Origin of the sequence: Paenarthrobacter nitroguajacolicus (genome assembly GCF_051027655.1) — a bacterium.
In the GTDB taxonomy this organism is placed as follows: domain Bacteria; phylum Actinomycetota; class Actinomycetes; order Actinomycetales; family Micrococcaceae; genus Arthrobacter; species Arthrobacter nitroguajacolicus.
The window spans coordinates 4230465-4252752 of sequence record NZ_CP073234.1 but is presented as its reverse complement, the minus strand read 5'-3'; the positions used below and the strand labels follow the sequence as shown (position 1 = coordinate 4252752).

Sequence of the window (22288 nt, the reverse complement as noted above, 5' to 3'; positions counted from 1 at the left end):
AGCTTAGCTGTGCACGGCAAGATCCTTGCTGAAGGCCAGATGCTTGATGTCCTCGGGGTCTGCGGCGAGGTCGAACAGCGCTTTGTAGCCTGTGGCGAGGTAGAGGTTTTTCGCCTCGGGCTGGCGCGGACCGGTGGTCAGGTACAGCTTCCGGTAGCCCCGCCGTCGAGCCTCATTTTCCAGTTCGGCCAGCACCAGCCGCGCTAAACCTCGACGACGATGCGCTGAGTGCGTCCAGATCCGCTTCAGTTCGGCGGTGTGCTGGTCGTATCGGCGGAATGCGCCGCCAGCCACGGACTCGCCGTCCTCCTGAATGATGATCAGTGCCCCGTGCGGAACTTCGAATTCCTCGGCCGGGTACCTGTTCAGTTCCTCCGCAGCGCCGCCGGTTCCGAACAGGTTGCCGTAGCGCGTTTCGTATTCGACGGCGAGCTCGTCCAGGAGCGGGCGGACGCGGGGATCGCGCATGGGCAGGCTGAGGACGGTAAGGCCCGACGTCGGGAGGGTTGGCGTTGCGGTCATGTCAGGCCTTTCGTAGGTGGAACCCAAGTAGGTAGCAGTTAACGTCGTTTTGAGGGCTCATAACGACGTTAACTGCGACTCAGTTGGGTGCGTGGCGGCAACCGTGGACAGGATCCGTCGCGCCAGGGCGTCGTTCTCCCGGAAGGGTGCAGCGTTGGTGTTGGGACGGGCGAACGCCCCTGCGCCCCACCCGGACGTCCACGGGCCCACCGCGAACAGACCCTTCTGAGGAGTATCAACAGGGGACAGGACCTCGTGATTCCCGGAGACCAGGAGTTTGCCGGTGGAGTGGGCACCGTCGGAGGTGAGGAGCCTCTGTTCGGTACCCCATCCGGCGTCGTGCAGGTCAGTCAGAGCGGGATTCGCTGAACGCTCGACTGAAGCGGCGGGCAGCCGCGCCTCGATGAAAGCGGACGCGTCCACCACCACGGGCGACTGGAACGTCCCGGCCACGAACCTGCCAACAGAGTCGTCAGCACGAACCCACATGCCCGGCCCCAGGAACTTCAGGAGCCCGGCCCTGTGCAGCGCGAGCATCTCGCGAAGCCGATGCGCCGGCGGTCCCGAATCCACGAAACTGAAGAAGCCATGCCACCAACCATGGATGGTCTGCTGGGAGCGCGCGTTGAGCCGCTCCTGGGGGACCAAGCGGCCTAGGTCCATATACACGAACAACAAAGCGGTGAACAGGGCCAGGGTCTCGGAATGGTCGGGGCTGGTCCGGAGGTCAAGGTCGTTCTGGATATAGGCGGCCACGGAGCGCTGGACCGATTCATGGCTGGCGAAGGCGCAGCCGCTCAGCGGGTGGTCCAATTTTTCGAGGTCCAAGCGCAGCGCAGGATCCGGCACGGAAAACGCCACCAGCTCTTCCCGGGCGGCGCTGTACCAATCGACGGCGTCGAACCTCGCCTCGAAGCTGGCCCACGTCCCGAGCACCCGCGACGGGTAGCCGGTGAACAGCTCGCGGTAGTACGCGTAGCCTGCATCTTTGGCGATCAACGGCCAGAAGTGTGCACGGAAGTCGAGTTCCTGGTGCTCTGCGAGCAGGGCATCAACGGCCTCGGCCGTGAAGTAGCGCGGACGGGTGATCGGCTCGCCGCGCAAAACGGAAGAGATCTTGGAGTGGTACGGAACACCGCGTCGTGACCCGGCCCAGACCCGCGGCTCGGCACCTGACGGCACGTACTCGAGTTCGCCGTCGGACCTTTCTTCAAAGCGGCCGCCGCGGCCTTCGAACAACAGCACCATCAGATCCACAAAGGCGAGGCCCATACCGGAAACAATCACGTCCTGCCCGGGCTCAATGGCGGAGTAGTCCACGTCCGTGGTGTACGACGGCGGCGCATGGAACCCGCCGTGCCGGGCGGCGAACTCACTGAGTCCGGCAGATTCGGGGCCAGGCAAGGAATCGGTGTGGCCCAGCGCGTAAACCACGACGTCGGCAACCACCTCGGTGCCGGAAGCCAGCCGCACGTGGTGCGCACCGTCGTCGGGCTCGCCCCCCGACGCAGCTGAAGCACCGCCAGCTGAAGCACCGCCACCCGAAGAGCGCACGACGCCGGTGGCCGTGTCGCGATGCACTGTCACGGTCACGTCCGGGCCAAGGGCGCTCACGGCCCGGCGGAAGAACCACTCAAGGTACTTGCTCTGCAGTTGCCGGGTGGGGAATGACGCGGGAGTCAGCGCGCGGAGTTGGGCGAGCAGGTGCGGCTCGAAAGCAGGAACGTCCCGGATGCTGCCATCCAGCACCCCCGCAGCCCACGTGGAAAGCCCGGGTCCGTCAATCGAAGGCCCGTCGCAGGCAACCGAGGCATCCGTGAACATGGTGACGTCCGCAGCTGTGGAGTTCAGCAGCAGCCCGGGATCCTGGTCATAGCGCCAGATCCTCCCGGAGCCGGGTTCATGCGGTTCGATGACGTGGACATGCAGGGGACCGTGGAACAGTGCGGGACGGTTGGCCGCGAGCCGTTCCAGGACGCCGGCCGTGCGCGGGCCGCCGCCGATGAACGCGATAGCGGGTACTCGTGACGGCATGGGATCTCCTGAAAAGCAGTGACTGGTGATGCCCAATCTAAGGACGAAGCAGGCTGCCGGTCGAGGCGGCGGTAACCGCCGTTCACCACACGTCACGCAGCGTTAAGACGCGCAAAACCACGTCTCATTTAACGGTTCGGGAAGGAAATTGTGACGCTGTGCGAACTCCTGCGAAGCCGCGCGAAGTCCAGTGAAGAAGTGCAAATTCCCGCCTTGCTGCCGGGTTTCGCGCGGCCCTAGATTGGCAGCCATCCGATAGACAACAACCGATCTGAAAAGAGGTGGCGCATGAGTGCAATCGCACCGCCTGCCACGGCGGAAACGTCACCGCCCACCCCGGACTACTCGGAGTACAAGCTGGTTCCGGCCCGGAATCCATGGCGATGGGTGGGCACCGTACTGGTAGCTGCCGGCGTCGCAGCCATTGCATGGTCGCTGGTCACCAACCCGCGCTGGGAGTGGGGAGTGGTGGCTGAATGGTTCACGGCCCAGTCGGTGGTCAACGGACTCATTGAGACCCTCAAGCTCACAGCCATTTCCGGTGTCCTTGGCTTCGTCCTCGGGTTCATCCTGGCCCTCATGCGCCTGTCCGCCTCGCCGCTGCTGGTCTCGGTGTCCTGGACGTTCTCCTGGATCTTCCGCTCCACGCCGCTGCTGGTCCAACTCCTGCTTTGGTACAACCTCGGTTACCTGTACGAGAAGATCAGCCTGGGCATCCCTTTCACGGACGTCCGCTTCTTCGAGGCGCAGACCACCACGCTCATCAGCCAGTTCGCCGCGGCCGTCCTGGGACTCACCCTGAATCAGGCGGCCTACTCCGCCGAAATTATCCGCGGCGGCATCCTCTCCGTGGACCAAGGCCAGCTGGAAGCTGCCTCCGCCTTGGGTATCCCGGCGTGGAAGAGGTCCACCAGGATCGTGCTGCCGCAAGCCATGCGCGCCATCCTGCCCAACGCGTTCAACGAGATCATCGGCCTGGTCAAGGGCACCTCCATTGTGTACGTCCTGGCCTACTCCGAACTCTTCTACACGGTCCAGGTCATCTACAACCGGACCCAGCAAGTGCTTCCGCTGCTGCTCGTCGCCACGCTCTGGTATGTGGTGATCACCTCGGTGCTGAGCGTTTTCCAGTACTACATCGAACGCCACTTCTCCAAGGGCGCCCTGCGGACCCTGCCGCTCACACCGTTGCAGAAGGCCCGGAAGTTCTTCACTACCCACGTTGCTTCCACTCCCACCAAGGACGCCCGATGAGCACCATCGCTGCACGCAAAGAATCCACGACGACGGCCCAGACTGGCGGTTCAGCCAGCGGTTCAGCCGGCGCTCCGGCCGGCACTCCTGCCAGCACGACGGCGGCCCGGCCCGCCTCGGCGGACAAGAAGGCCACCCGCGGTCAGGTTGACATCAACAATGTCCGGAAGTCCTTCGGCGCTACCGAGGTCCTCAAAGGCGTGTCGTTGTCCGTGCCGCCGGGCGGCGTTGCCGTGATCGTCGGACCCTCCGGCTCCGGGAAGTCCACCCTGTTGCGCACCATCAACCACTTGGAAAAAGTCGAGGGCGGTTACATCACAATCGACGGCGAACTGGTGGGCTACGAGGTCCGCGGCAACAAGCTTCACGAGCTTCGTGAGAAGGACATCCTCAAGCAGCGCACCCATATTGGCATGGTGTTTCAGAGCTTCAACCTGTTCCCGCACCTCACTGCCTTGGAGAACGTCATCGAGGCGCCCATCGTGGCTCAGAAGCGGTCCAAGGCCGAAGCCCGTAAACGCGGTCTTGAGCTCTTGGACAGAGTGGGCCTGAAGGATCGCGCCGACGCTTACCCTCGACAGCTTTCCGGCGGCCAGCAGCAGCGGGTCGCGATTGCCCGGGCACTGGCACTTGATCCCAAAATCCTGCTCTTCGACGAGCCAACCTCAGCGCTGGACCCGGAGCTCGTCAACGAAGTCCTGGACGTCATCCGTGAACTCGCCAAGTCCGGCACCACGCTCATTGTGGTGACGCACGAGATGGGCTTCGCCAGGGATGTCGCGGACACCGTGGTGTTCATGGACCAGGGCCAGATCGTCGAGTCCGGCACTCCTCAGGAGATCTTCGCCAACCCCCGCGAGGAACGCACCCGCAGTTTCTTCTCCAAAGTCATCGAACCAGCTTTCAACATCTAGGACATCCCATGCTTCGCACTACAAAGACCAAGCTCCTGGCACTCGCTGTACTTCCCGCCGTCGTGCTTCCAGTGCTGGCCGGGTGCTCCGACCCTGGGGCGTCGGCAGCCCAACCGGAGTCCGAGGCTGCCAAGAACGGGATCGTCTACAACACGTCAGTGGACCAGAACCGCATCCGCGGCGAGAAAGACGCTGCTGCGGCGGGAGCCGTTCCCGAAGCCATCGCCAAGGACGGCAAGCTGACCGTTGCCACCACAGCTGGTTCAATCCCGTTGTCCTTCCACGCGACCGACGACAAGACGCCGATCGGTGTCGAGGTGGACATCGCCCAGCTTGTGGCCGACAAACTCGGGCTGGAACTGGATCTTCAGGTGACGTCGTGGGAGAACTGGCCGCTGAAGACCCAGTCAGGTGATTTCGAGGCAGTCTTCTCCAACGTAGGCATCAACGGAGCCCGCGTGAAGCTGTTCGATTTCTCCACCTACCGGGCTGCCTACATGGGCTTCGAAGCGAAGAAGAGCTCCACGTACGACATCAAGGGTTCTGACGACATCTCCGGCTTGAAGATCTCCGTGGGCTCGGGCACCAACCAGGAGAAGATCCTCCTGGCCTGGAACAAGGAACTCGAAGCCAAGGGCAAGGCGCCGGCCACACTGCAGTACTACTCCTCTGACGCCGACACCATCCTGGCGCTCTCCTCGGGCCGCACGGACCTGAACCTGGCACCGTTCCCCTCGGTGACCTACCGGGAGAACACGCGTGACGACCTCAAGGTAGTGGGCAAGGTCAACGCCGGATGGCCCGCAGAAACGCTCGTTGCTGCCACCACCCTCAAGGGCAACGGGCTGGCTCCGGCCATCACCGATGCCCTGAACTCCACCATCAAGGACGGCTCCTACGGCAAGGTCCTGGAACGCTGGGGGCTCTCCGAAGAAGCCATCCCGGAATCCAAGACGGTCACAGAGGCCACGTTCGGGACCGGCAAATGAAGTTTCAAGTCCTGGACATCATTCCCCACGTGAAGAACCCGGTCACGGGGGAGATCGTCTCCACCGCTGACCGATTGAACCAGGTGGTGGAGACGGCCCGCCGTGCCGAGAAACTCGGCTTCGACAGTTTCTCCGTAGGGGAACGCCACGCAGGCGAGTTCGTTTCGTCATCCCCGACGACGGTACTCGCCGCGATTGCCGCCGTAACCAGCCGGATCCGGCTCCAAACCGGTGTCACCGTGCTCTCCGTGCTGGACCCGGTGCGCGTGGCCGAGGATTACGCCACCATCGACCAACTGAGCCGGGGCCGTTTGGAACTGGTGATCGGCAAAGGCAACGAAGTCCTGCAGTACCCGCTCTTCGGGCTGTCCCTGGACGACCAGTGGGACCTCCTGGCCGAGAAGTACGCGCTCCTCCGCACCCTGTGGCGCAAGGAAAGCGTCACTTGGTCCGGCCGTTTCAGGTCACCGCTCACCGAGCCCACCACGACGACGCCCCGCCCCTTTGCGGGGTCGCCGCGGATTTGGCACGGCTCGGCTACAACCCTGACGTCCGCTGCGCTCGCCGCCAAATGGGGTGACCCACTGTTTACGGCCAACGCCATCCAGCCCCGCGCAAACTACAAGGTCTTGATCGACCATTACCGCGAAGAGTACGAGCGTCACGGGCACGATCCGCGACACCAGTACCTCGGCGCGGGCAGTGGCGCCGGAGGTGTTTTCATCGCGGACACCACTCAGGAAGCCATCCGTCAGTACGGGCCTGTTTATGAAGGGCTGACCGCCAGCCGGAACGTCCCCGGCAACAACTCGCCGTTCAGGGACATCGGGCACGCAGTAGCCGAAGGGCCCGCACTTGTGGGTAGCCCGGAGCAAGTGATCGACAAGATCCTCAGCTACCACTCCCTGTATCAACACGACCTTCAGTCGATCTCCTTGCCCACCACGCTGCCTTTCGAACAGCAGCTGGAGATCCTGGAGCGCTTCGCTCTGGAGGTCATTCCGGCCGTCCGGGCTTCTGCGCCGAGCAGCCTGTGGGAAGCCAGCGATCCCTTTGGCGGCCGACCAGAATTCGCCGGAGCCACCGAACCCGACGCCGCAGCAACCGTCACAGCAGACCATGCCTTCAACAGGACGGACAACGCCAATGTCTTTGCACACTGATACAGCACTCGAATCCTTCGACGAAGAATGGCAGGAGTGGCACGACGCCCATGAGCGGCACCGCGCCCACCCGCACGGCTTCCTCGCCGTGACCCACCTGCATTGGCTTAGCAACGAGGCAAAGCCGCTGGAAGGCGTGCCCGGCAGCTGGAGTGCGGACGACGACGTCGTACGCGTTGCCCTCAAGCCGGGCGAAAGCCTGCAGCAGGACGGCGTTGAACTGAACACCGGCGAGGCAGAAACGCTTGAGTTCGGCCCTATCGAGGAGCGCGGCGGCATCAACTTGGTTTCCGGCGATACCGTGATCGAGGTGGCCAAGCGCGGCGGCGAGTACATCGTGCGGCCACGGAACCCGTCCAACGCTCTCTTGAAGGAATACCAAGGCACACCCGCCTATACGCCCAATGCCGCGTTTGCCGTAGCCGGTACGTTCGTCCCGTTCGAGGCTCCGCGCCCCACGACGGTGGGTGCCGCCGTCGAGGGCATCCACCACGTCTACGAAGCTCCCGGCGAGATTCGTTTCAAATTGGCCGGTGAGGAACTGGCGCTGACGGCGTTCAACGGCCACGCACCGGGTTCGCTGTCCGTGCTGTTCACGGACCAAACCTCCGGCAAGACCACCTACGCGGCCAACCGCTCACTCTCCGTGGTGCCCGCCGCCGACGGCTCCGTGGAGCTCGACTTCAACAGGGCCGTCAACCTGCCGTGCGCCTATACCAACCTTGCCACCTGCCCGTTGCCGCCCGCGGAAAACCGTCTTCCGGTGGCTATCGAAGCGGGCGAGAAGATTCCCTACGAACGTCAGGACCAGCAGTGAGCACCTTCGAAGAGCGCAAGGCCGGATTCCTTGCCATTGAACTCGACGACGCGGGGTATGGGAACATTGCCTCCGCCGTCCTCGCGGCCGAGTCGGCCGGTTTCCACGTGGCAACCTTCAAGGACACCCCGGACGCCGGAAGGGTCAACGCCCTGCAGCGTGCGGCTTTCGCCGGACCAGTGACCCGGACCATCGCCGTGGTCCCCGAGGTGGATACCGTCTATACGGAGCCTTTCCACGTCTCCACGCAGCTCGCGAGCCTGGACTACGTGTCGGGCGGCCGGGCCGGGTGGATCGCGACCGCGGCAGAGTCACCCGAGGCTGCTGCCGCCGTCGGACGCTCTTTTGTCCAGGGCGAGGCGCTGGCACAGGAAGCAGCGGCGTCCATCGAGGTTAGCCGGAGGTTGTGGGACTCCTGGGAGGACGACGCCGTGATCCGCGACGTTGCCACCGGGCGTTATATCGACGTCGACAAGCTGCACTACGCGGACTTCGAAACTCCCGCGGACTTTGCAGGACCGGCCTATTCGGTGAAAGGCCCTTCCATCATTCCCCGGCCGTTGCAGGGTCAGTTGCCCGTGTTGGCCGTGGCATCGCTGGTGGGGGAGGGCTTAGTGCCGGTAGGGGCGGTGGACGCCGTGCTGGTGACCGCGCCGACACCGGAGCTGCTCGCGGCCGAAATCCGCGACGTGCGGGCGCGGCTTGGTTCCTCGGTAGCGATTGTTGCAGAGCTCGACGTCGTCCTGGACGCGCGTGGGCAGGCTGCGGCTTCGCGTTCCGGAGCCGCAGAAGAGACCGGACAGGCGCGGTTTGTCGGCTCTGCTGCGGGTCTCGCCGACGTGCTCGACTCGCTCCTCAGGGAAGCCGACGGCGTTCGAATCCACCCGGCCACCCTGGACGTTGAGCTGGAAGAACTTTCACGGCTTGTGCTCCCGGAGCTGCGCCGCCGAGGTTCACTGCGGGCGCCCATCCAGGACGGCACGTTCCGTAATGTGCTGGGCCTTGCTCCGGCGGAGAACCGCTATTCGACCACTGCCGCGGCTACTGTCGCCGCCGGAAAGTAGGGGAACACCATGACACGCCACATTTTCCAGCCAAGCGGCCAGATCCAGTTTGGAATCTTCTTCCAGGGCGTCAACTCCGGCACCATCTGGAAAGCACCCCAAGCGGGCTCGCAGACGGACTTCGAGTCGTTCCGCCACATCGCCCAGACCGCGGAGCGAGGCAAGTTCGCAGCCTTCTTCCTGGGTGAAGGGCTCCGCCTCCGCGAACATCTTGGGCGTCCCCATGCGCTCGATGTTGTGGGCCGGCCCGACGCCCAGACCATGCTTGCCGCATTGGCAGCAGTCACCAGGAACATCGGCTTGGTGGCTACGCAGAACACCACGTATAACGACCCCGCGGACCTCGCACATCGCTTGTCATCCCTGGACCTGATCTCCGGTGGCCGGGCCGCGTGGAACATCGTCACCACCGACAACGCCTGGACGGGTGCGAACTTCCGCCGCGGTGGCTACCTGGACCATGCTGACCGTTACAAGCATGCAGAAGCGTTCGTGGAAACCGCCAAACGTATCTGGGACTCATGGGAAACCCCCACCGGACCTGCGCGGCGAGTACTTCACGAAGGCCAGCACTACACCGTCGACGTCACTCCGCGCCTGCCGCGTAGCGCCCAGTACCGCCCCGTGCTCTTCCAGGCCGGCGATTCACCGGATGGCCGTGACTTCGCAGCCCGCCAGGCAGACGTGATCTTCTCCGCCCACCCCAAATTCGATGACGCCGTTGAGTTCCGCCGCGACATCGTGACACGCTCCATCGCGGCCGGCCGCGGCGCCAACGCCGTGCAGATCATGCCAGCCAGCGAGTTCATCCTGGGCGCCACCGATCAGGAAGCCCAAGATAAGAAGGCCTGGGTCCGGAGCCTGCAGATCGGCCCGCAGCAGGCCATTGCTTATCTGGAACAGTTCTGGGGCCGCGAACTCTCGTCCTACGATCCCGATGGCCCTCTTCCGGAGATCGATCCCGTGGTGGAGGAAACTTCCGAAACCCGCGGCAGTGGCTTCCATGGTGCCAAGGCCCGCCAGCTTGCTGATCAGTGGAGGGCCGAGGCCAAGGACAAGGGCCTCTCCATCCGCCAGTTCGTCACCTCCAAGACGGCACGCATCGACGCCACTTTTACCGGTTCGTACACGGCGGTGGCCGACCACCTCGCGGAGTACGCCCGGGTGGGCGCCGTGGACGGCTTCAACATCTCGCCGTGGCTCATCCCCACAGGCTTGGACGACATCGTCAACCACCTGGTTCCCGAACTTCAGGAACGCGGCGTCTACCCCACGGAATACCGGGGCACAACGCTGCGCGAAAACCTGGGACTGGAAACTCCGGTGCGGTCCGAAGATTCGGTACGCGTCGGATGAAGGCAGAACGCCTGCTGAAGAACTTGCTGCGTCGGCTTGGCTTGCAGCCAGGCCGACGCGGGACAGAGCCCGACGGCGGCGGCTCGAGTGCCGCCGTCGTCGACGTTTCGCGCGGAACGGTCAGCTTGCAGCTGACGGTGTGGGGGCAGGCGCTTTAGCCGGTGCTAGAGGAGTTCCCGGAACACGTTCCAGCCGCTGCCAACCGGCCCTTGGGGCCCGTAGAGGCCGGTGGTCATGGCGCCCGTGGAATAGAGGACAAGGTCGCCGTTGCCATTGACGGCGGCAAGGTTGTTATATTTCTGATGGGCGTAACTGCCCAGGCCCGCCACATCCTGGAAGTCGTTCCAGCCACCACCCATGAACGCTTGGGCGCCCCAGCCGCCCTGACCGTCGGCGGAGTACAGCTGAAGGCCACCGCTATGGTCCCGGCCGAAGATTTCCACCGTGCCGTCACCGTTCATGTCGCCGCCAGGGATGATCTTGTTCATGACCTGCCAACCCCAGCCCACTTTGGACGGGGCGAGCCAACCGCCGTTTCCATTTCCCGGGTACAGGAACAGATCGCCGGCCGCGTTCCGCGCCAGGACGTCGTTGGTGCCGTCGCCATTGAAATCTCCGGGTCCCAGGATCGAGTCGAAGACGTTCCAGCCGGCACCGACCTGCCGGGTTGGAAGCCAGCCGCCGTCGCCATCTCCCGGGTACAGGAATAGCTGGCCGGACGCGTTCCTGGCGAGGAGATCGTTGAATCCGTCGCCATCGAAATCCCCGGGGGAGAAGACGATGTTGAACATGTTCCAGCCCGCCCCCACCTGCCGGGGCTCATCCCAGGAACCGAAATAGACCGGGCACGGACCCTCGCACATGCCTTTGTAATAGGTGTAGGTCCGCGGGTACAGGATGAGCCGGCCATCATGCGTGCGGGCGAGGGGCTCAAAGTTGCCGCGGCCTGTCCAACCCATGGCACGGCTGGACGCCTTGATGGCTTTGGTCTCTGCGCTCAACTGTGACCCCGTGGGGCAGCCTGGCTCGCCGGGTGTCAGCGGGTAAACCCTCAAGGAGATGCGGCTGCCCTGGTCCTCAGGGAGGACACGCAGAGTTTCACCTTGACGCTCGGCGGGGAGTGGTTGGCCATTGCGCAACCATTCCAAGGTGATCGCATCCCCGGAACCGTCGGGGTTCCTGCAGCCCCAGTAGTCGTAGTTGTACTGGCGTCTCATTTCAGAACCGACGTAAGGGACGCCGTCGATGTACGGTGTCGGCTGGGACGCTGCGGTGGCTGGGCCGGCCCCGAGCAGCCCGGAACCCAGCAGCCCGGAACCCAAGAGTCCTACCGCCATGACGGTCGTGACAGAGCGCCTCAACGAGCGCGATCGAAAGATCCCCATTTTTCCCCCCGGAAAGTATCGCGTCGTTGCCGCGTGGTGTGTGCTGAGGCTACCGCACTTCCGTCCGTGAGGTCAGGGGTTGACGGGGGCCACCATGAACACATCGATGGGGTCCTCGGATTCCAGCACGAAGCCGTGACGTTCGTACAGGCGACGGGCGGCGCTGCCCTGAAGCACGTTCAAACGGAACGGGCGTTCGTCCAAGGAAGCCGACAATACGTGGTGAAGCACGGCACTGCCCAGGCCTCTGCCCTGATGCGCGGGAGCCACATAGAAGTGTTCGATCCACCGGCTGTCCGGCTCAGGTCGGATAGCGATCACACCTGCATCTACGCCGTCCGAATGAATGACGTACGTATGCTCGGGCTGGAAGCCGTTCAAGAAGCGCTCGCGGACCCGCACAGGATCGAAACGCTGCAACCGCTCAAGGTCCGGGCGCATCACTACAGCGCGCAGTTCGGCAATCCAGGCGGCGTCGGTGGCTACAGAGGGGCGGAGGACAAAGTCAGCGGACATGCCATCAAGCCTATGCCGCTGGGTCCGGGGCCGGCCCCCAGGCCGCCCGACGAGAGTTGGCGGCGGACCAAGAGAAGGTGGAAAGGTCGCATGAACTGCTCTCACTCACCGCTGTGGAGCTGTTCTCCGAGCAGTCAGCATCTGGCTGGCCACCTTAGGAGACACGCCCTAGCGGTTGTGTGCAGTGGGCCAGGACCCGCAGGGATCAAATCTTCACAGGCAAAGTGCTAAATAAGCCTTCAGCAGCCTGACGCAGAGGTGTACTATGCGGCCATGTACAGTGCATCCAAGCAGAGCCGCTTTGTGGCGATCTTCGGGCCCCTCATCGCCGTCGTCGCCCTCGTTGCAGGGTGCACCGCCCCATCCCCTTCTCCATCCCCGGAGGCCTCTCCCGACCCCGTTGCCCTGTTGAAAGAGTCGAGTGAGACCACCAAAGGGCAGACCAGCGCACACCTCAAGCTCTCGGTTGAGGGCAAGATCGCCGGGCTACCGGTCGAGGCGATCCAGGGCGATCTCACACAGACTCCCGCAGTCGCCGCCAAAGGCGCACTCGACATGACATACCTTGGCCAGCAGCTCAAAGGGGTCGAGTTTGTAGTCTCCGACGGCGACCTCTGGGCCGCCATCACGTCGGGAGGCAGACTGACTAACTTTGGGCCGGCATCCAACATCTACGACCCCGCGACGATCCTGGACCCCGACGTGGGGCTGGCCAACGTGCTCGCCAACTTCTCCGATGCCAAGATCGACGGCAACGAGACCGTCGACGGTGTGGACTCTGTACGCATCACGGGCAACGTCACCGCGGACGCAGTTAACAAAGTCTCCCCGCAAATTGGTGCGACGGGCCCCGTGCCTGGCACCGTCTGGATCTCTGAGGGCGGCAACCGCGAGCTGATGCAGGCCCGGTTGGAGCCCAGCCCTGGTAACAGCGTCACAATGGCCCTGTCCAAGTGGGGTGAACCGGTCACCGTCGACAAACCGGCGATGTGATCCAGGGCCCGACCCCTGCCACCAGGCGGGTGTCGACCAACCGCCGCATCGCGATCAGCGCGGCCAGTCTCGCAGTAGCGCTGGGCGCGCTCGACACCTACGTCGTCGTCACGATCATGACCGACATCATGCGAGACGTCGGCATCGGAGTGAATCAGCTCCAACGGGTCACCCCGATCATCACCGGCTATCTGCTCGGCTATATCGCGGCAATGCCGCTACTGGGTCGGGCGTCGGACCGGTTCGGGCGGAAGATGCTCATCCAAGTCAGTTTGGTCGGCTTCGCACTCGGATCGGTGGTCACGGCGCTGTCAACCGAGCTTCCCGTGTTGGTCCTCGGCCGCACTATCCAGGGCGCCGCCAGTGGCGCGCTGCTGCCGGTGACGATGGCCTTGGCCGCCGAGCTGTGGGCTGCGCGCAACCGCGCAGCTGTGCTCGGCAGTGTCGGTGCCGCGCAGGAACTGGGCAGCGTGCTCGGTCCGGTGTACGGCATTGCCCTGGTCGGTCTGTTCCAGCATTGGCAGGCCGTTTTCTGGGTCAACGTGCCGCTCGCGGTGACCGCTATGGTGATGATCCACTTCACCCTGCCCGGCCGGCAAAGAACCGCTGATCCCCAGAAGGTCGACGTGCTCGGCGGTCTACTGCTGGCCATCGCCCTGAGCCTGACAGTGATCGGGCTCTACAACCCCAAGCCCGACGGCAAGCTGGTGCTGCCCATCTGGGGAATCCCAATGCTGATCGCCGCCGCCATAGCGAGCGTCGCGTTCTTCCTCTGGGAAAGGTTCGCCCGTACCCCCTTGCTGGAAACGACAGGAATGCACCTCAGACCGTTCCTAGCGGCACTTGGCGCGTCGTTCGCCGCCGGCACAGCTCTCATGGTGACCCTCGTCAACGTCGAGCTGTTCGGTCAGGGCGTCCTGGGCCAAGACCAGAACCAGGCCGCCCTCCTGCTGCTGCGCTTCCTCATCGCGCTGCCGGTTGGGGCGCTACTCGGCGGATGGCTGGCCACCTGGATCGGCGACCGGATCGTCACGTTCGCTGGCCTGCTCCTCGCCGCCGTGGGCTATCTGCTGATCTCGAAATGGCCCGTCGATGTGCTGACGGCACGACACGATCTCGGACTGTTCACCCTGCCCACACTGGACACCGACCTGGCCATCGCCGGCCTCGGTCTCGGCCTGGTGATCGGCCCGCTGACATCAGCGACGCTTAGGGTGGTTCCCGCCGCCCAACACGGGATCGCGTCGGCAGCGGTCGTGGTCGCCCGCATGATCGGCATGCTGCTCGGCATCGCGGCCCTGAGCGCATGGGGCTTCTACCGGTTCAACCAGCATCTGGCCAGCCTGCCCGCCAGTACGGGCGGCACCCTCGCCGAACGATTGTCAGCCGAGGCCGGCCGGGTCCGCGAAGCTTACGCCGTTCAGTACGGCGAGATCTTCTCGATCACCGCGATCGTGTGTGTGGTGGGCGCCGTGCTGGGTCTGCTGATCAGCGCCCGCGACGAGTACGCCGAGGAGCCAGACGCCGCGGGAGACCCTCAGTAGCGTCAAGTCCCACAGCTTGGCGCCGTCCGTTTTCCACTCCAGTCCTGGATCTCCAAACCATAGGATGAAACCGACGAAAGGTGCAGCCACGATGGTCACACGCGAAGAAGTAGAAGCAGCGTACTCCCGGACAGCCGGTTGGGTTCGCCATACGCCGCTCGCCGAGAGTGGCAACCAGGAGCCGTACCACCTGTGGTTCAAGTGCGAGTACATGCAGCACACCGGCTCCTTCAAAGCCCGTGGCGCGTTTAACCGCCTGCTCACGGCGAAGGAAAGTGGGGAGCTCAATCCGGAGGTGGGCATCGTGGTGGCTTCCGGTGGCAACGCCGGCCTTGCCAACGCTTACGCCGCAGCCAAGCTGGGAGTCCCTGCAACAGTTTTCGTTCCAGAATCGGCTCCGGCAAACAAGGTCCACAAGCTCTACGCAAGTGGCGCGAAGGTAGTCCAAGGCGGCGCTGAGTACGCAGAGGCCTATGCCGCTGCGATCCGCTTCGCCGAGGAGAAGGGCGCGGTGTACTGTCATGCCTACGATCAGCCCGAGATCGTGGCTGGCGCAGGTGGCGTCGGGCTTGAGCTCCTCGACGAACTGCCCGACGTCGATACGATCCTCGTTGCTGTAGGCGGCGGCGGGTTGATGGGCGGCATTGCTGCGGCGGTAGAGGGCAAGGCTCGCGTGGTGGGCGTCGAACCCGAAACAGTTCCCACCCTGCACACTGCGTTGGCCAAGGGCGAGCCAGTGGACGTGGCAGTCTCCGGGATTGCCGCGGACTCCCTCGGAGCCCGGCGGATCGGAGAGATCGGCTTCGGAGTTGCCCGGCGTACGGGTGTCCAAAGCCTGCTAGTCACCGACGAGGATATTGTCCAAGCCCGGAGGGCCCTGTGGGAGACGCACCGCATCGTGGTGGAGCACGGGGCAGCCGCAGCCTACGCCGCGCTGCTGTCCGGCGCCTACACCCCACGAGCGGGCGAAACCGTTGCCGTCATTCTCTGCGGCGCCAACACGGACCCCGCCCACTTATAGCCGCACCCAACTGAGTGACAGCAAACGCTCCATTGAGCATTCATTGCGACATGTGCTGTTACTTACTTGGGTCAGCGAGCCTACTTCTTGGGCAGGCCTGCCGGGTTCAGCTCGGACGCCGGAATGGCCTCGGAGGAGAGTCCCCAGCGGTCCAGGATCTTGCCGTAGTTGCCGTCCTTGATGAGGGTGTTGAGTGCAGCCTGGGCGGCGACGGCGAGTCCGTTGCCCTTTTGGGTGGTGAAGGCAATTTCGGCCTTCAGCGGCCAGCCGCCTTCGAGCGTACCCACTTCCTTGGTCTTTCCATCTTTCGCAGCCTTGTACGCCGCGGAAGCATTGGGTCCGAACGTTAGGTCCGCGCGGCCTGACTGGAGGGCGAGCTGGGAGGCGGAGTCGTCGTCGTAATACTGGAACTCAACCGGCTTCAAACCGTTCTTCTTGTTCTCCTCGTCCCATCGCACCAGGATGGCTTCCTGGTTGGTGCCCGAGCCGACGATGATGCGCTTCCCGGCCACGTCCTTGGCTTCCTTGATGGTGGAGATGTCCGAGTCGGTCTTGGCGTAGAAGCCCAGGAGGTCGTTGCGGTACGTGGCAAAATCGAACTTCTCCTTGCGGGCCTCGGTCACAGTGACGTTGGAGAGGACGGCCTCGTACTTGCCGGATTCGACGCCAAGCGGCCAGTCGGCCCACGCCACGGGCAGCACTTCCACCTGAAGGCCCAGGCTCTCACCCACTGCGTAGGCGATGTCCACTTCGCTGCCAATGAGGGTCTTGTTGTCCGTGGCAAACGTGCTCAACGGCGGAGTGCCGCCGGTGGTCACCACGGTCAGCTTGCCGTCCGCTTTGATGGCGTCCGGAACCAATGCGGCCGCGGCTGAGTCCACAGACACCTTGATGCGGTCCTGCTGCGGGGTCAGGTTGAACTCTTTGGTGCTTGATGAAGCGCTCGACGCCGGGGCGGTCGCCCCCGTTGCGGCCGTCGCCCCGGGATCGGAGCAGGCCGCCAGCCCCAGTAACGCCGTAGCGGCCAGCGCCGCGGTGGCGCCGGTCTTGAGAGCAAAGCGTGCCATTATTTCTCCTTGGATTGCCCGAATCGGGAAGTCTGATGCGTCCTTGTGGCTGCAACTATCCGGCAGCTCCTGGGAAGCGGTCAAAGCGATCTGAAACGCTGGGATACAGGGGTTCACGGCGGTTAATCGGGCGTCGAACGGGGTCACAAAACCGTGCCCTGGAACTTGGGTAACCACAGCGCGACGCAACTCACAGAAATAAGCCGGGTGTCGTCGTCGTTGTCGCTAGAGTGCCCGGCAATCAACCGTGCGGGCACAAAAAACGTACCGAAAGGCCTTTCCTGTGACTGTTCCTCTTTCCATCCTCGACCTGGCAACCATCGGGAAGGGCCAGACGGTGGCGGAAAGCCTCGCGGGCAGCGTGGCCATGGCGCAGAAGGCCGAAGAGTTGGGTTATCGCCGGGTCTGGTACGCCGAGCACCACAACATGTCCGCGATTGCCTCCTCCGCTACCAGCGTGCTGATCGCCCACGTCGCCGCCCACACCAAAACCATCCGCCTGGGTGCCGGTGGCGTCATGCTGCCCAACCACTCGCCGCTGACCATCGCTGAGCAGTTCGGCACGTTGGAGACGCTGCACCCGGGGCGGATCGACCTCGGTCTTGGCCGTGCCCCCGGCAGTGACCAAAACACCATGCGTGCGCTGCGCCGCGACCACACGTCCTCGGACAGGTTCCCGCAGGATGTCCTGGAACTGCAGGGCTACCTCACTGGTCCCACCCGCATCCAAGGTGTTGAAGCGACGCCAGGCAAGGGCACCAACGTGCCGCTGTACATCCTGGGGTCCTCGCTGTTCGGCGCCCAGTTGGCCGCCCAGTTGGGCCTTCCGTACGCTTTCGCTTCGCACTTTGCTCCTGCCGCGCTTCAGGATGCCGTAGCTGTTTATCGCCGTGAATTCCAGCCCTCGGACCAGCTGTCCGAGCCTCACGTGATCGCCGGCGTGAACGTTACCGCCGCGGATTCCAACGCCGAGGCCCAGGCCATCCACCTCGCCGTGAAGCGCGCCCGTGTCTCACTGTTCTTTGGTGGCGGTCGCGAATTCACCGACGACGAAGCAGACATGGTGCTCGATTCCCCGCAGGGCCAGCACATCGCCCAGATGATGAAGTTCTCCGCCGTGGGCACCAAAGATGTGGTGCGCGATTACCTCGACGAGTTCACGGCGTTCGCTGATGCCGATGAACTGATCGTGGCGCACCAAAGCATCGGCACCGAAGAGCGCCTGCGGTCAGTGGAACTCGTGGCCGAGGTTGCGGGGCTGGTGAGCGCGTAGGGTAGCTCCGCTACCCGGAGTGCCCCGCGAATTCGGGTGCCATGGGGTGGCGATCAGCCCAGGGAAGTACGGATTCCACGGCTGCGCCGATGTGGAATACGGTCGCGTCATCGAACGGATGTCCCACGATCTGCACCCCTGTGGGAATACCGCAGTCTGCCTTGCCGCTGGGAACGGCCAGGACCGGGCATCGATTGGCAATGTTGAACGGCGCGGTCATATGCGCTTGCCAGTAATGGCTGAGGTGTTGCCCATTGGCGTCGATTCCATTGAGATAGTCGGCGTCGGCTTCCAAAGCTGAGATAGCCGACGCCGGACACAGCAAGGCGCTGAACCCGGTCATGGCTTCTGCCAACTGCGCCTGCAGGAGGGTTTCGGCCCGCACCCCGTCTACATAACGGTTGTGCTCGGCTGCCACGCGGGCGTCAGCCATAAAGCGCCTGGTGTAGGCGGCAAGCTGCGGCTCGCTACCGGCCGTTTCGTCCTCCATGGCCGGACCCAGCAGATATCCGAAGTGCGTAAACATGGTTCTGCTGATTTCCTCGACAGTCCAAGGGAGGACGATCTCCTCCACCACGGCCCCCGCCGCCGACAGAGCTTCCGCCACTCGACGGGTGTTGGCTTCGACGTCGGGAGCTACCGGGTAATTGCCCAAGCGTAGGCAAAGCGCGATCCGCAAGCCGGCCACCGCTGCCGGATCCGGAGTTATGGATGAAGTGTCGGCCACTGTGGTGTGATCACCGGGGTGTCGCCCGGACATGATGTTCGCCAGCAATGCCGTGTCTGCCACGGTACGTGCCATGGGCCCATCGCCACGGTAGTGGTCCGCCGACAACGGGGCTAACCCTGGAATCCTTCCGTAGGGCGCCTTGTAGCCAACGGTTCCAGTGAACGACGCCGGCAACCGGGTTGATCCAGCGATGTCGGACGCCGTAGCCAGGGGCGCGAACCCTGCAGCCAACGCCGCACCTGAACCTCCCGATGACCCACCGGGGGAGAACTGTTGGTTCCACGGGTTTCGGGTGACACCCCAGAGCGGGCTGTGCGTGACAGTGGCGCAGCTCAATTCCGGCGTGGTGGTTCGGGCATGGATGATCCCGCCGGCCCGTCGAATCCTGTCAATCACAGGATGGTCGGACTCTGCAATGGTGTCCTTCTGCATCACGAGACCTTGGGAAAGCGTGCGGCCTTGGAGCCCGTGCTTTTCCTTTGCGGCCACCGGCAATCCAAGCAGGGGAGTAATGTCCCGGCCGCGGGCATACTGGGTGGCTGCCTTTCGTGCCGCCGGCAGGGCTTCCTCAAAGAGTGTCTCTGTCAGCGCATTGACGCCGCCGTTTACCTCCCCGATGCGGTCGATCACCGCTTGCAGTAGTTCCACCGGAGAGAGCTCACGGCGTCGGAACAGACCCAGGGCCGTACTGGCGTCGAGGTAGTGCAACGCGGTCATGCCAGCTCTCCCTGCACCAGTTCCCGGGCAACACCCGTCAGCATCTGCACGCCCGTCACCATGTCCTCGTCGCTGGTGAATTCGCGCTCGCAGTGGGATACGCCGTCCACGCTCGGGATAAACAACATCACCGACGGAACGGCCGTGTTCATGGCCACGGAATCGTGCCCGGCCATGGTCTGGATGCGGCGGGAAGACAGCCCAAGGTTTGCCGCGATCTTGGCTGATAGTTCCAGCCCGGCTTCCGGGAAACGTCGGATGGGGCGGATGTCGAAGTCTTTGACGTTGACTTTGATGTCATGTTCAGCGGCCAGTTTCCCGATGTCGGCCAGCAACCTGGCGCGGGCTGCATTGACGATCTCCGGGTCGCCCGACCTTAAATCCGCCACCAGGTGCACACGACGTGCGACGACGATGGGCGAGTTGGGCTCCAACGTCAGCTGGCCTACGGAAGAGACCAATGCTTCCTCGTCGAAGTCATTGGTGACCTCGTGGACCATCAGGATGATTTTCGATGCCGCCACCAGGGCATCGTGCCGGTCTGCCATGGCTGTTGCGCCAGTGTGGGACTGTTCGCCCAGCACTTCAATGTCCAGCTTCTGCGTGTACCAGCTGCTGTCCACCAAACCGATGCTGATTCCTTCCCGTTCCAGGATGCGGCCCTGCTCTATATGGATTTCCGCGTAGCCCGCGGCCTTCGGTCCTGCGTCCGTGCCCAGGTAACCAATGCCTTCCAACGCCTCACGGACTGAGACGCCCTGGAGATCTTTGACGGACAACATTTGTTCACGGTCAAACAGCCCCGTGAAAACGGAACTTCCCATGACGGATGGTGCGAATCTGCCGCCTTCCTCGTTGAACCAGTTGACGACGGCCAGGTTGAAGCGGGGCGCAGTGCCGGCCGCCCTGACTTCGAGGTCAATGGCCCTGGCTGCGTGCAGGGCGGCAATCACACCGTAGGCGCCGTCGAACCGGCCACCTAACGGCTGGCTGTCCAGATGGGAACCGATCAGGATGAAGGGCGCCCCGGGCGTCCACTCAAGCAGCCCGAACATATTGCCGATGCCGTCCACCTGAAGCTGCCATCCGGCGTCGTGAATCCACTGCCCAAACCAGTCGCGGGTCTTGGCATCATCCGGCGTTGCGGCTTGGCGGTCGACGCCGTTGTTGGCTGTGGCGCCGATGGTGGCCACATGGTGGAAGTCCTGAAGGAAAGCGGAGGAAGTCATGGGGGTCCTTAGAGTGCTTGGAAGTGCAGTGGGTGCGGTGGGTCTCAGCCCATGCGGCCGCGGGTCTCAGGCACCTTGGTGAAGAGGATCAGGAGAAGTACGACGGCGGCAGCTGCCGCCATGTAGAGGCCTGGCGCATGCGGTACCCCGGTAGCGCCGACCAGTGCGGTGCCGATCAGTGGAGCGGTGCCGCCGAAGATCGCGTAGGCGCCGTTGTAACTGACAGCTGCCGAGGTGAAGCGTGTCTTGGTGGTGAAGATTTCGACGAAGAACGTGTAGCAGCCGCCACCGTAGATGCAGAGTGCCACCACGAAGATTGATTGGCCGAGCAGTGCAAGGGGCAGGCTGCCGCTGGTCACGAGCATGAAGCTCGGGATGGACAGCAAAGCCAGGGCAGCGGAACCGGCGATCAACATTGGCTTGCGGCCGAAACGGTCCCCGAGTCGCCCGCCGATCGGCAGGAGTACGGCATAGAGTGCCAGTGCCGCGGCGTTGACCATCAATGACTGCTCGCGGCTTAGTTTTCCTGTCGTCTGGACATAGGAGACGAAGTAGGCGGAGAGAAAGTAAAAGCCCATTGCTGTCAGGCCCATCACGAAGACGACCTGCAACATGCGGAGCTTGTTTTCGCGGAAGGCCTCGCGGATGGGGCTGAATTCCTTGGTCTGCCCGTCCTGTGCCTTCTTGAAGACATCGCTTTCTTCGGTGCGGCTACGGATCCACACTCCGAACAAGGCAAGGGGAAGGGCGAGCAGGAACGGTAAGCGCCAGCCCCATTCCATGAACGCCGAATTGGGCATGGATTGGCTGAGGATCAGGATCATGGAGCCCGCCACCACCGATGGCAGCGCCGTTGCTGCAATGGTGATGTTGAGCCAGAAACCACGTTTGCTGACGGGCGCATGTTCGAACACGAAGGACGGCGCACCAACGGATTCGCCACCCGCGGAGAATCCTTGGATCAGCCGGCAGAGAACCAGGAGGGCCGGTGCCCAAGCTCCGATTTGGGCGTACGTGGGGAGCAGCCCCATGAGGGCAGTGGCTCCGCCGATCGCGATGAGGGTGATGGTGAGGACCCGGCGCCGACCGATCCGGTCACCCAGTGCGCCGAAGAACAGGCCGCCGAGGGGGCGGACCACGAAAGCTACGCCGAACGTGGCGAACGTGGCCAGCATTGCTGTCAGCGGGTTGCTGCCCGGGAAGAAGAGTTGAGAGAACACCACGGCCGTGAGGCCGTAGAGGGTGAAGTCGTAGAACTCGATGAACTGGCCAACGCTACCGCCAGCCAGGACACGCTTCTGCATGGTTGTGGACTTGTGGTGGGGCTGGACGTTGCCATCGATGGTGGGCGTTGAGCGTGCCGGATCCTGGGCCGATTCTTGCTCGGCGAGCTTATTGAGGGTCATGACTGCCACGCTAGGGTGCTCAGATTTCCTGCTGCCGATTCGGTGTTTCGGCTGTGGGAAATGATTTCGGCGAATATTGCTTCGTTGTTGCGGATGGGTCCGTGGGCCGAAACCACGCGGACACTTTCTACGCTGTTCTGAACCATCGAATCTCCTCTGATCAAGATGGCAAACGGAGGTCCAGCTGAGGTGACGTTTACTGCAACGGCGGGCACTTTGGGGTATTTACCCGGTAGTGCAGAAGCTGGACTGGTTCAACCTTCGGTGACATGGATCACATCTGTCCAATTGATT

20 protein-coding genes are annotated in these 22288 nt (G+C 63.6%); 12 read left to right on the top strand and 8 right to left on the bottom strand.

Features of this window, described 5'->3' with window-relative positions:
* Positions 1–3: 3 nt before the first annotated feature.
* The gene (locus KCX59_RS20030) at positions 4–522 is read right to left on the bottom strand and encodes a GNAT family N-acetyltransferase (RefSeq protein ID WP_179017800.1); all 519 of its coding nucleotides are present in this window, start codon (positions 520–522) and stop codon (positions 4–6) included.
* Between the two features lie 57 nt (positions 523–579).
* Positions 580–2556, bottom strand: a complete 1977-nt coding sequence (locus tag KCX59_RS20025) for an FAD/NAD(P)-binding protein (protein WP_179017799.1) — start codon at positions 2554–2556, stop codon at positions 580–582.
* A 288-nt stretch (positions 2557–2844) separates the two neighbouring features.
* Between KCX59_RS20025 and KCX59_RS20020 the strand changes: the two genes are divergently transcribed.
* Genes KCX59_RS20020 through KCX59_RS19985 form a run of 8 tightly spaced genes read left to right on the top strand, consistent with a single transcriptional unit; the run spans position 2845 to position 10271 of the window.
* Positions 2845–3810: an amino acid ABC transporter permease gene (locus tag KCX59_RS20020; RefSeq protein WP_178995716.1), complete on the top strand. Its 966-nt coding sequence runs from the start codon at positions 2845–2847 to the stop codon at positions 3808–3810.
* On the top strand, positions 3807–4724 hold the full coding sequence (locus KCX59_RS20015; protein ID WP_218649259.1) for an amino acid ABC transporter ATP-binding protein: 918 nt from the start codon (positions 3807–3809) through the stop codon (positions 4722–4724). The genes KCX59_RS20020 and KCX59_RS20015 overlap by 4 nt, the downstream gene beginning before the upstream one ends.
* An 8-nt stretch (positions 4725–4732) precedes the next feature.
* The gene (locus KCX59_RS20010) at positions 4733–5713 is read left to right on the top strand and encodes an ABC transporter substrate-binding protein (protein WP_178995718.1); all 981 of its coding nucleotides are present in this window, start codon (positions 4733–4735) and stop codon (positions 5711–5713) included.
* A complete protein-coding gene (locus tag KCX59_RS20005; RefSeq protein WP_179017798.1) occupies positions 5710–6876 on the top strand; it encodes an LLM class flavin-dependent oxidoreductase in 1167 nt (388 codons plus the stop codon). Before KCX59_RS20010 ends, KCX59_RS20005 begins: the two co-directional genes overlap by 4 nt.
* Complete coding sequence (locus KCX59_RS20000) at positions 6860–7693, top strand: DUF1684 domain-containing protein (RefSeq protein WP_179017797.1); 834 nt, start codon at positions 6860–6862, stop codon at positions 7691–7693. Before KCX59_RS20005 ends, KCX59_RS20000 begins: the two co-directional genes overlap by 17 nt.
* Positions 7690–8757, top strand: a complete 1068-nt coding sequence (locus KCX59_RS19995) for an LLM class flavin-dependent oxidoreductase (protein ID WP_179017796.1) — start codon at positions 7690–7692, stop codon at positions 8755–8757. Before KCX59_RS20000 ends, KCX59_RS19995 begins: the two co-directional genes overlap by 4 nt.
* A 9-nt stretch (positions 8758–8766) precedes the next feature.
* Positions 8767–10113 (top strand): NtaA/DmoA family FMN-dependent monooxygenase, encoded by a 1347-nt coding sequence (locus KCX59_RS19990; protein ID WP_091469728.1) that lies wholly within the window; start codon positions 8767–8769, stop codon positions 10111–10113.
* Positions 10110–10271 (top strand): hypothetical protein, encoded by a 162-nt coding sequence (locus tag KCX59_RS19985; protein ID WP_178995728.1) that lies wholly within the window; start codon positions 10110–10112, stop codon positions 10269–10271. The genes KCX59_RS19990 and KCX59_RS19985 overlap by 4 nt, the downstream gene beginning before the upstream one ends.
* A gap of 6 nt (positions 10272–10277) precedes the next feature.
* On the opposite strand, the gene KCX59_RS19980 is transcribed toward KCX59_RS19985, so the two are convergent.
* The gene (locus tag KCX59_RS19980) at positions 10278–11498 is read right to left on the bottom strand and encodes an FG-GAP repeat domain-containing protein (protein WP_179017795.1); all 1221 of its coding nucleotides are present in this window, start codon (positions 11496–11498) and stop codon (positions 10278–10280) included.
* 72 nt (positions 11499–11570) lie between these two features.
* Positions 11571–12014: a GNAT family N-acetyltransferase gene (locus tag KCX59_RS19975; protein ID WP_178995732.1), complete on the bottom strand. Its 444-nt coding sequence runs from the start codon at positions 12012–12014 to the stop codon at positions 11571–11573.
* A 273-nt stretch (positions 12015–12287) separates the two neighbouring features.
* Between KCX59_RS19975 and KCX59_RS19970 the strand changes: the two genes are divergently transcribed.
* The 3 genes from KCX59_RS19970 (at position 12288) to KCX59_RS19960 (ending at position 15572) form a co-directional block, all read left to right on the top strand.
* On the top strand, positions 12288–13007 hold the full coding sequence (locus KCX59_RS19970; protein ID WP_179017794.1) for an LppX_LprAFG lipoprotein: 720 nt from the start codon (positions 12288–12290) through the stop codon (positions 13005–13007).
* 29 nt (positions 13008–13036) lie between these two features.
* Entirely contained in the window at positions 13037–14551 is a 1515-nt protein-coding gene (locus KCX59_RS19965; RefSeq protein ID WP_179017793.1) for an MFS transporter, read from the top strand.
* Between the two features lie 91 nt (positions 14552–14642).
* Complete coding sequence (locus KCX59_RS19960; RefSeq protein ID WP_179017792.1) at positions 14643–15572, top strand: threonine/serine dehydratase; 930 nt, start codon at positions 14643–14645, stop codon at positions 15570–15572.
* A gap of 80 nt (positions 15573–15652) precedes the next feature.
* On the opposite strand, the gene KCX59_RS19955 is transcribed toward KCX59_RS19960, so the two are convergent.
* On the bottom strand, positions 15653–16639 hold the full coding sequence (locus KCX59_RS19955; RefSeq protein ID WP_179017791.1) for an ABC transporter substrate-binding protein: 987 nt from the start codon (positions 16637–16639) through the stop codon (positions 15653–15655).
* A 283-nt stretch (positions 16640–16922) separates the two neighbouring features.
* Between KCX59_RS19955 and KCX59_RS19950 the strand changes: the two genes are divergently transcribed.
* Entirely contained in the window at positions 16923–17912 is a 990-nt protein-coding gene (locus tag KCX59_RS19950) for an LLM class flavin-dependent oxidoreductase (protein ID WP_178995740.1), read from the top strand.
* A gap of 10 nt (positions 17913–17922) precedes the next feature.
* Here KCX59_RS19950 and KCX59_RS19945 read toward each other — a convergent pair whose 3' ends face one another.
* The 3 genes from KCX59_RS19945 to KCX59_RS19935 are packed head-to-tail and all read right to left on the bottom strand — an operon-like array spanning position 17923 to position 21994.
* Positions 17923–19359 (bottom strand): amidase, encoded by a 1437-nt coding sequence (locus KCX59_RS19945; RefSeq protein ID WP_179017790.1) that lies wholly within the window; start codon positions 19357–19359, stop codon positions 17923–17925.
* Positions 19356–20588 carry a M20 family metallo-hydrolase gene (locus KCX59_RS19940; RefSeq protein WP_178995744.1) on the bottom strand — a complete coding sequence of 411 codons (1233 nt, stop codon included), beginning with the start codon at positions 20586–20588 and terminating at the stop codon, positions 19356–19358. Before KCX59_RS19940 ends, KCX59_RS19945 begins: the two co-directional genes overlap by 4 nt.
* Before the next feature lie 44 nt (positions 20589–20632).
* A complete protein-coding gene (locus KCX59_RS19935; RefSeq protein WP_218649257.1) occupies positions 20633–21994 on the bottom strand; it encodes an MFS transporter in 1362 nt (453 codons plus the stop codon).
* Positions 21995–22288: the final 294 nt, after the last annotated feature.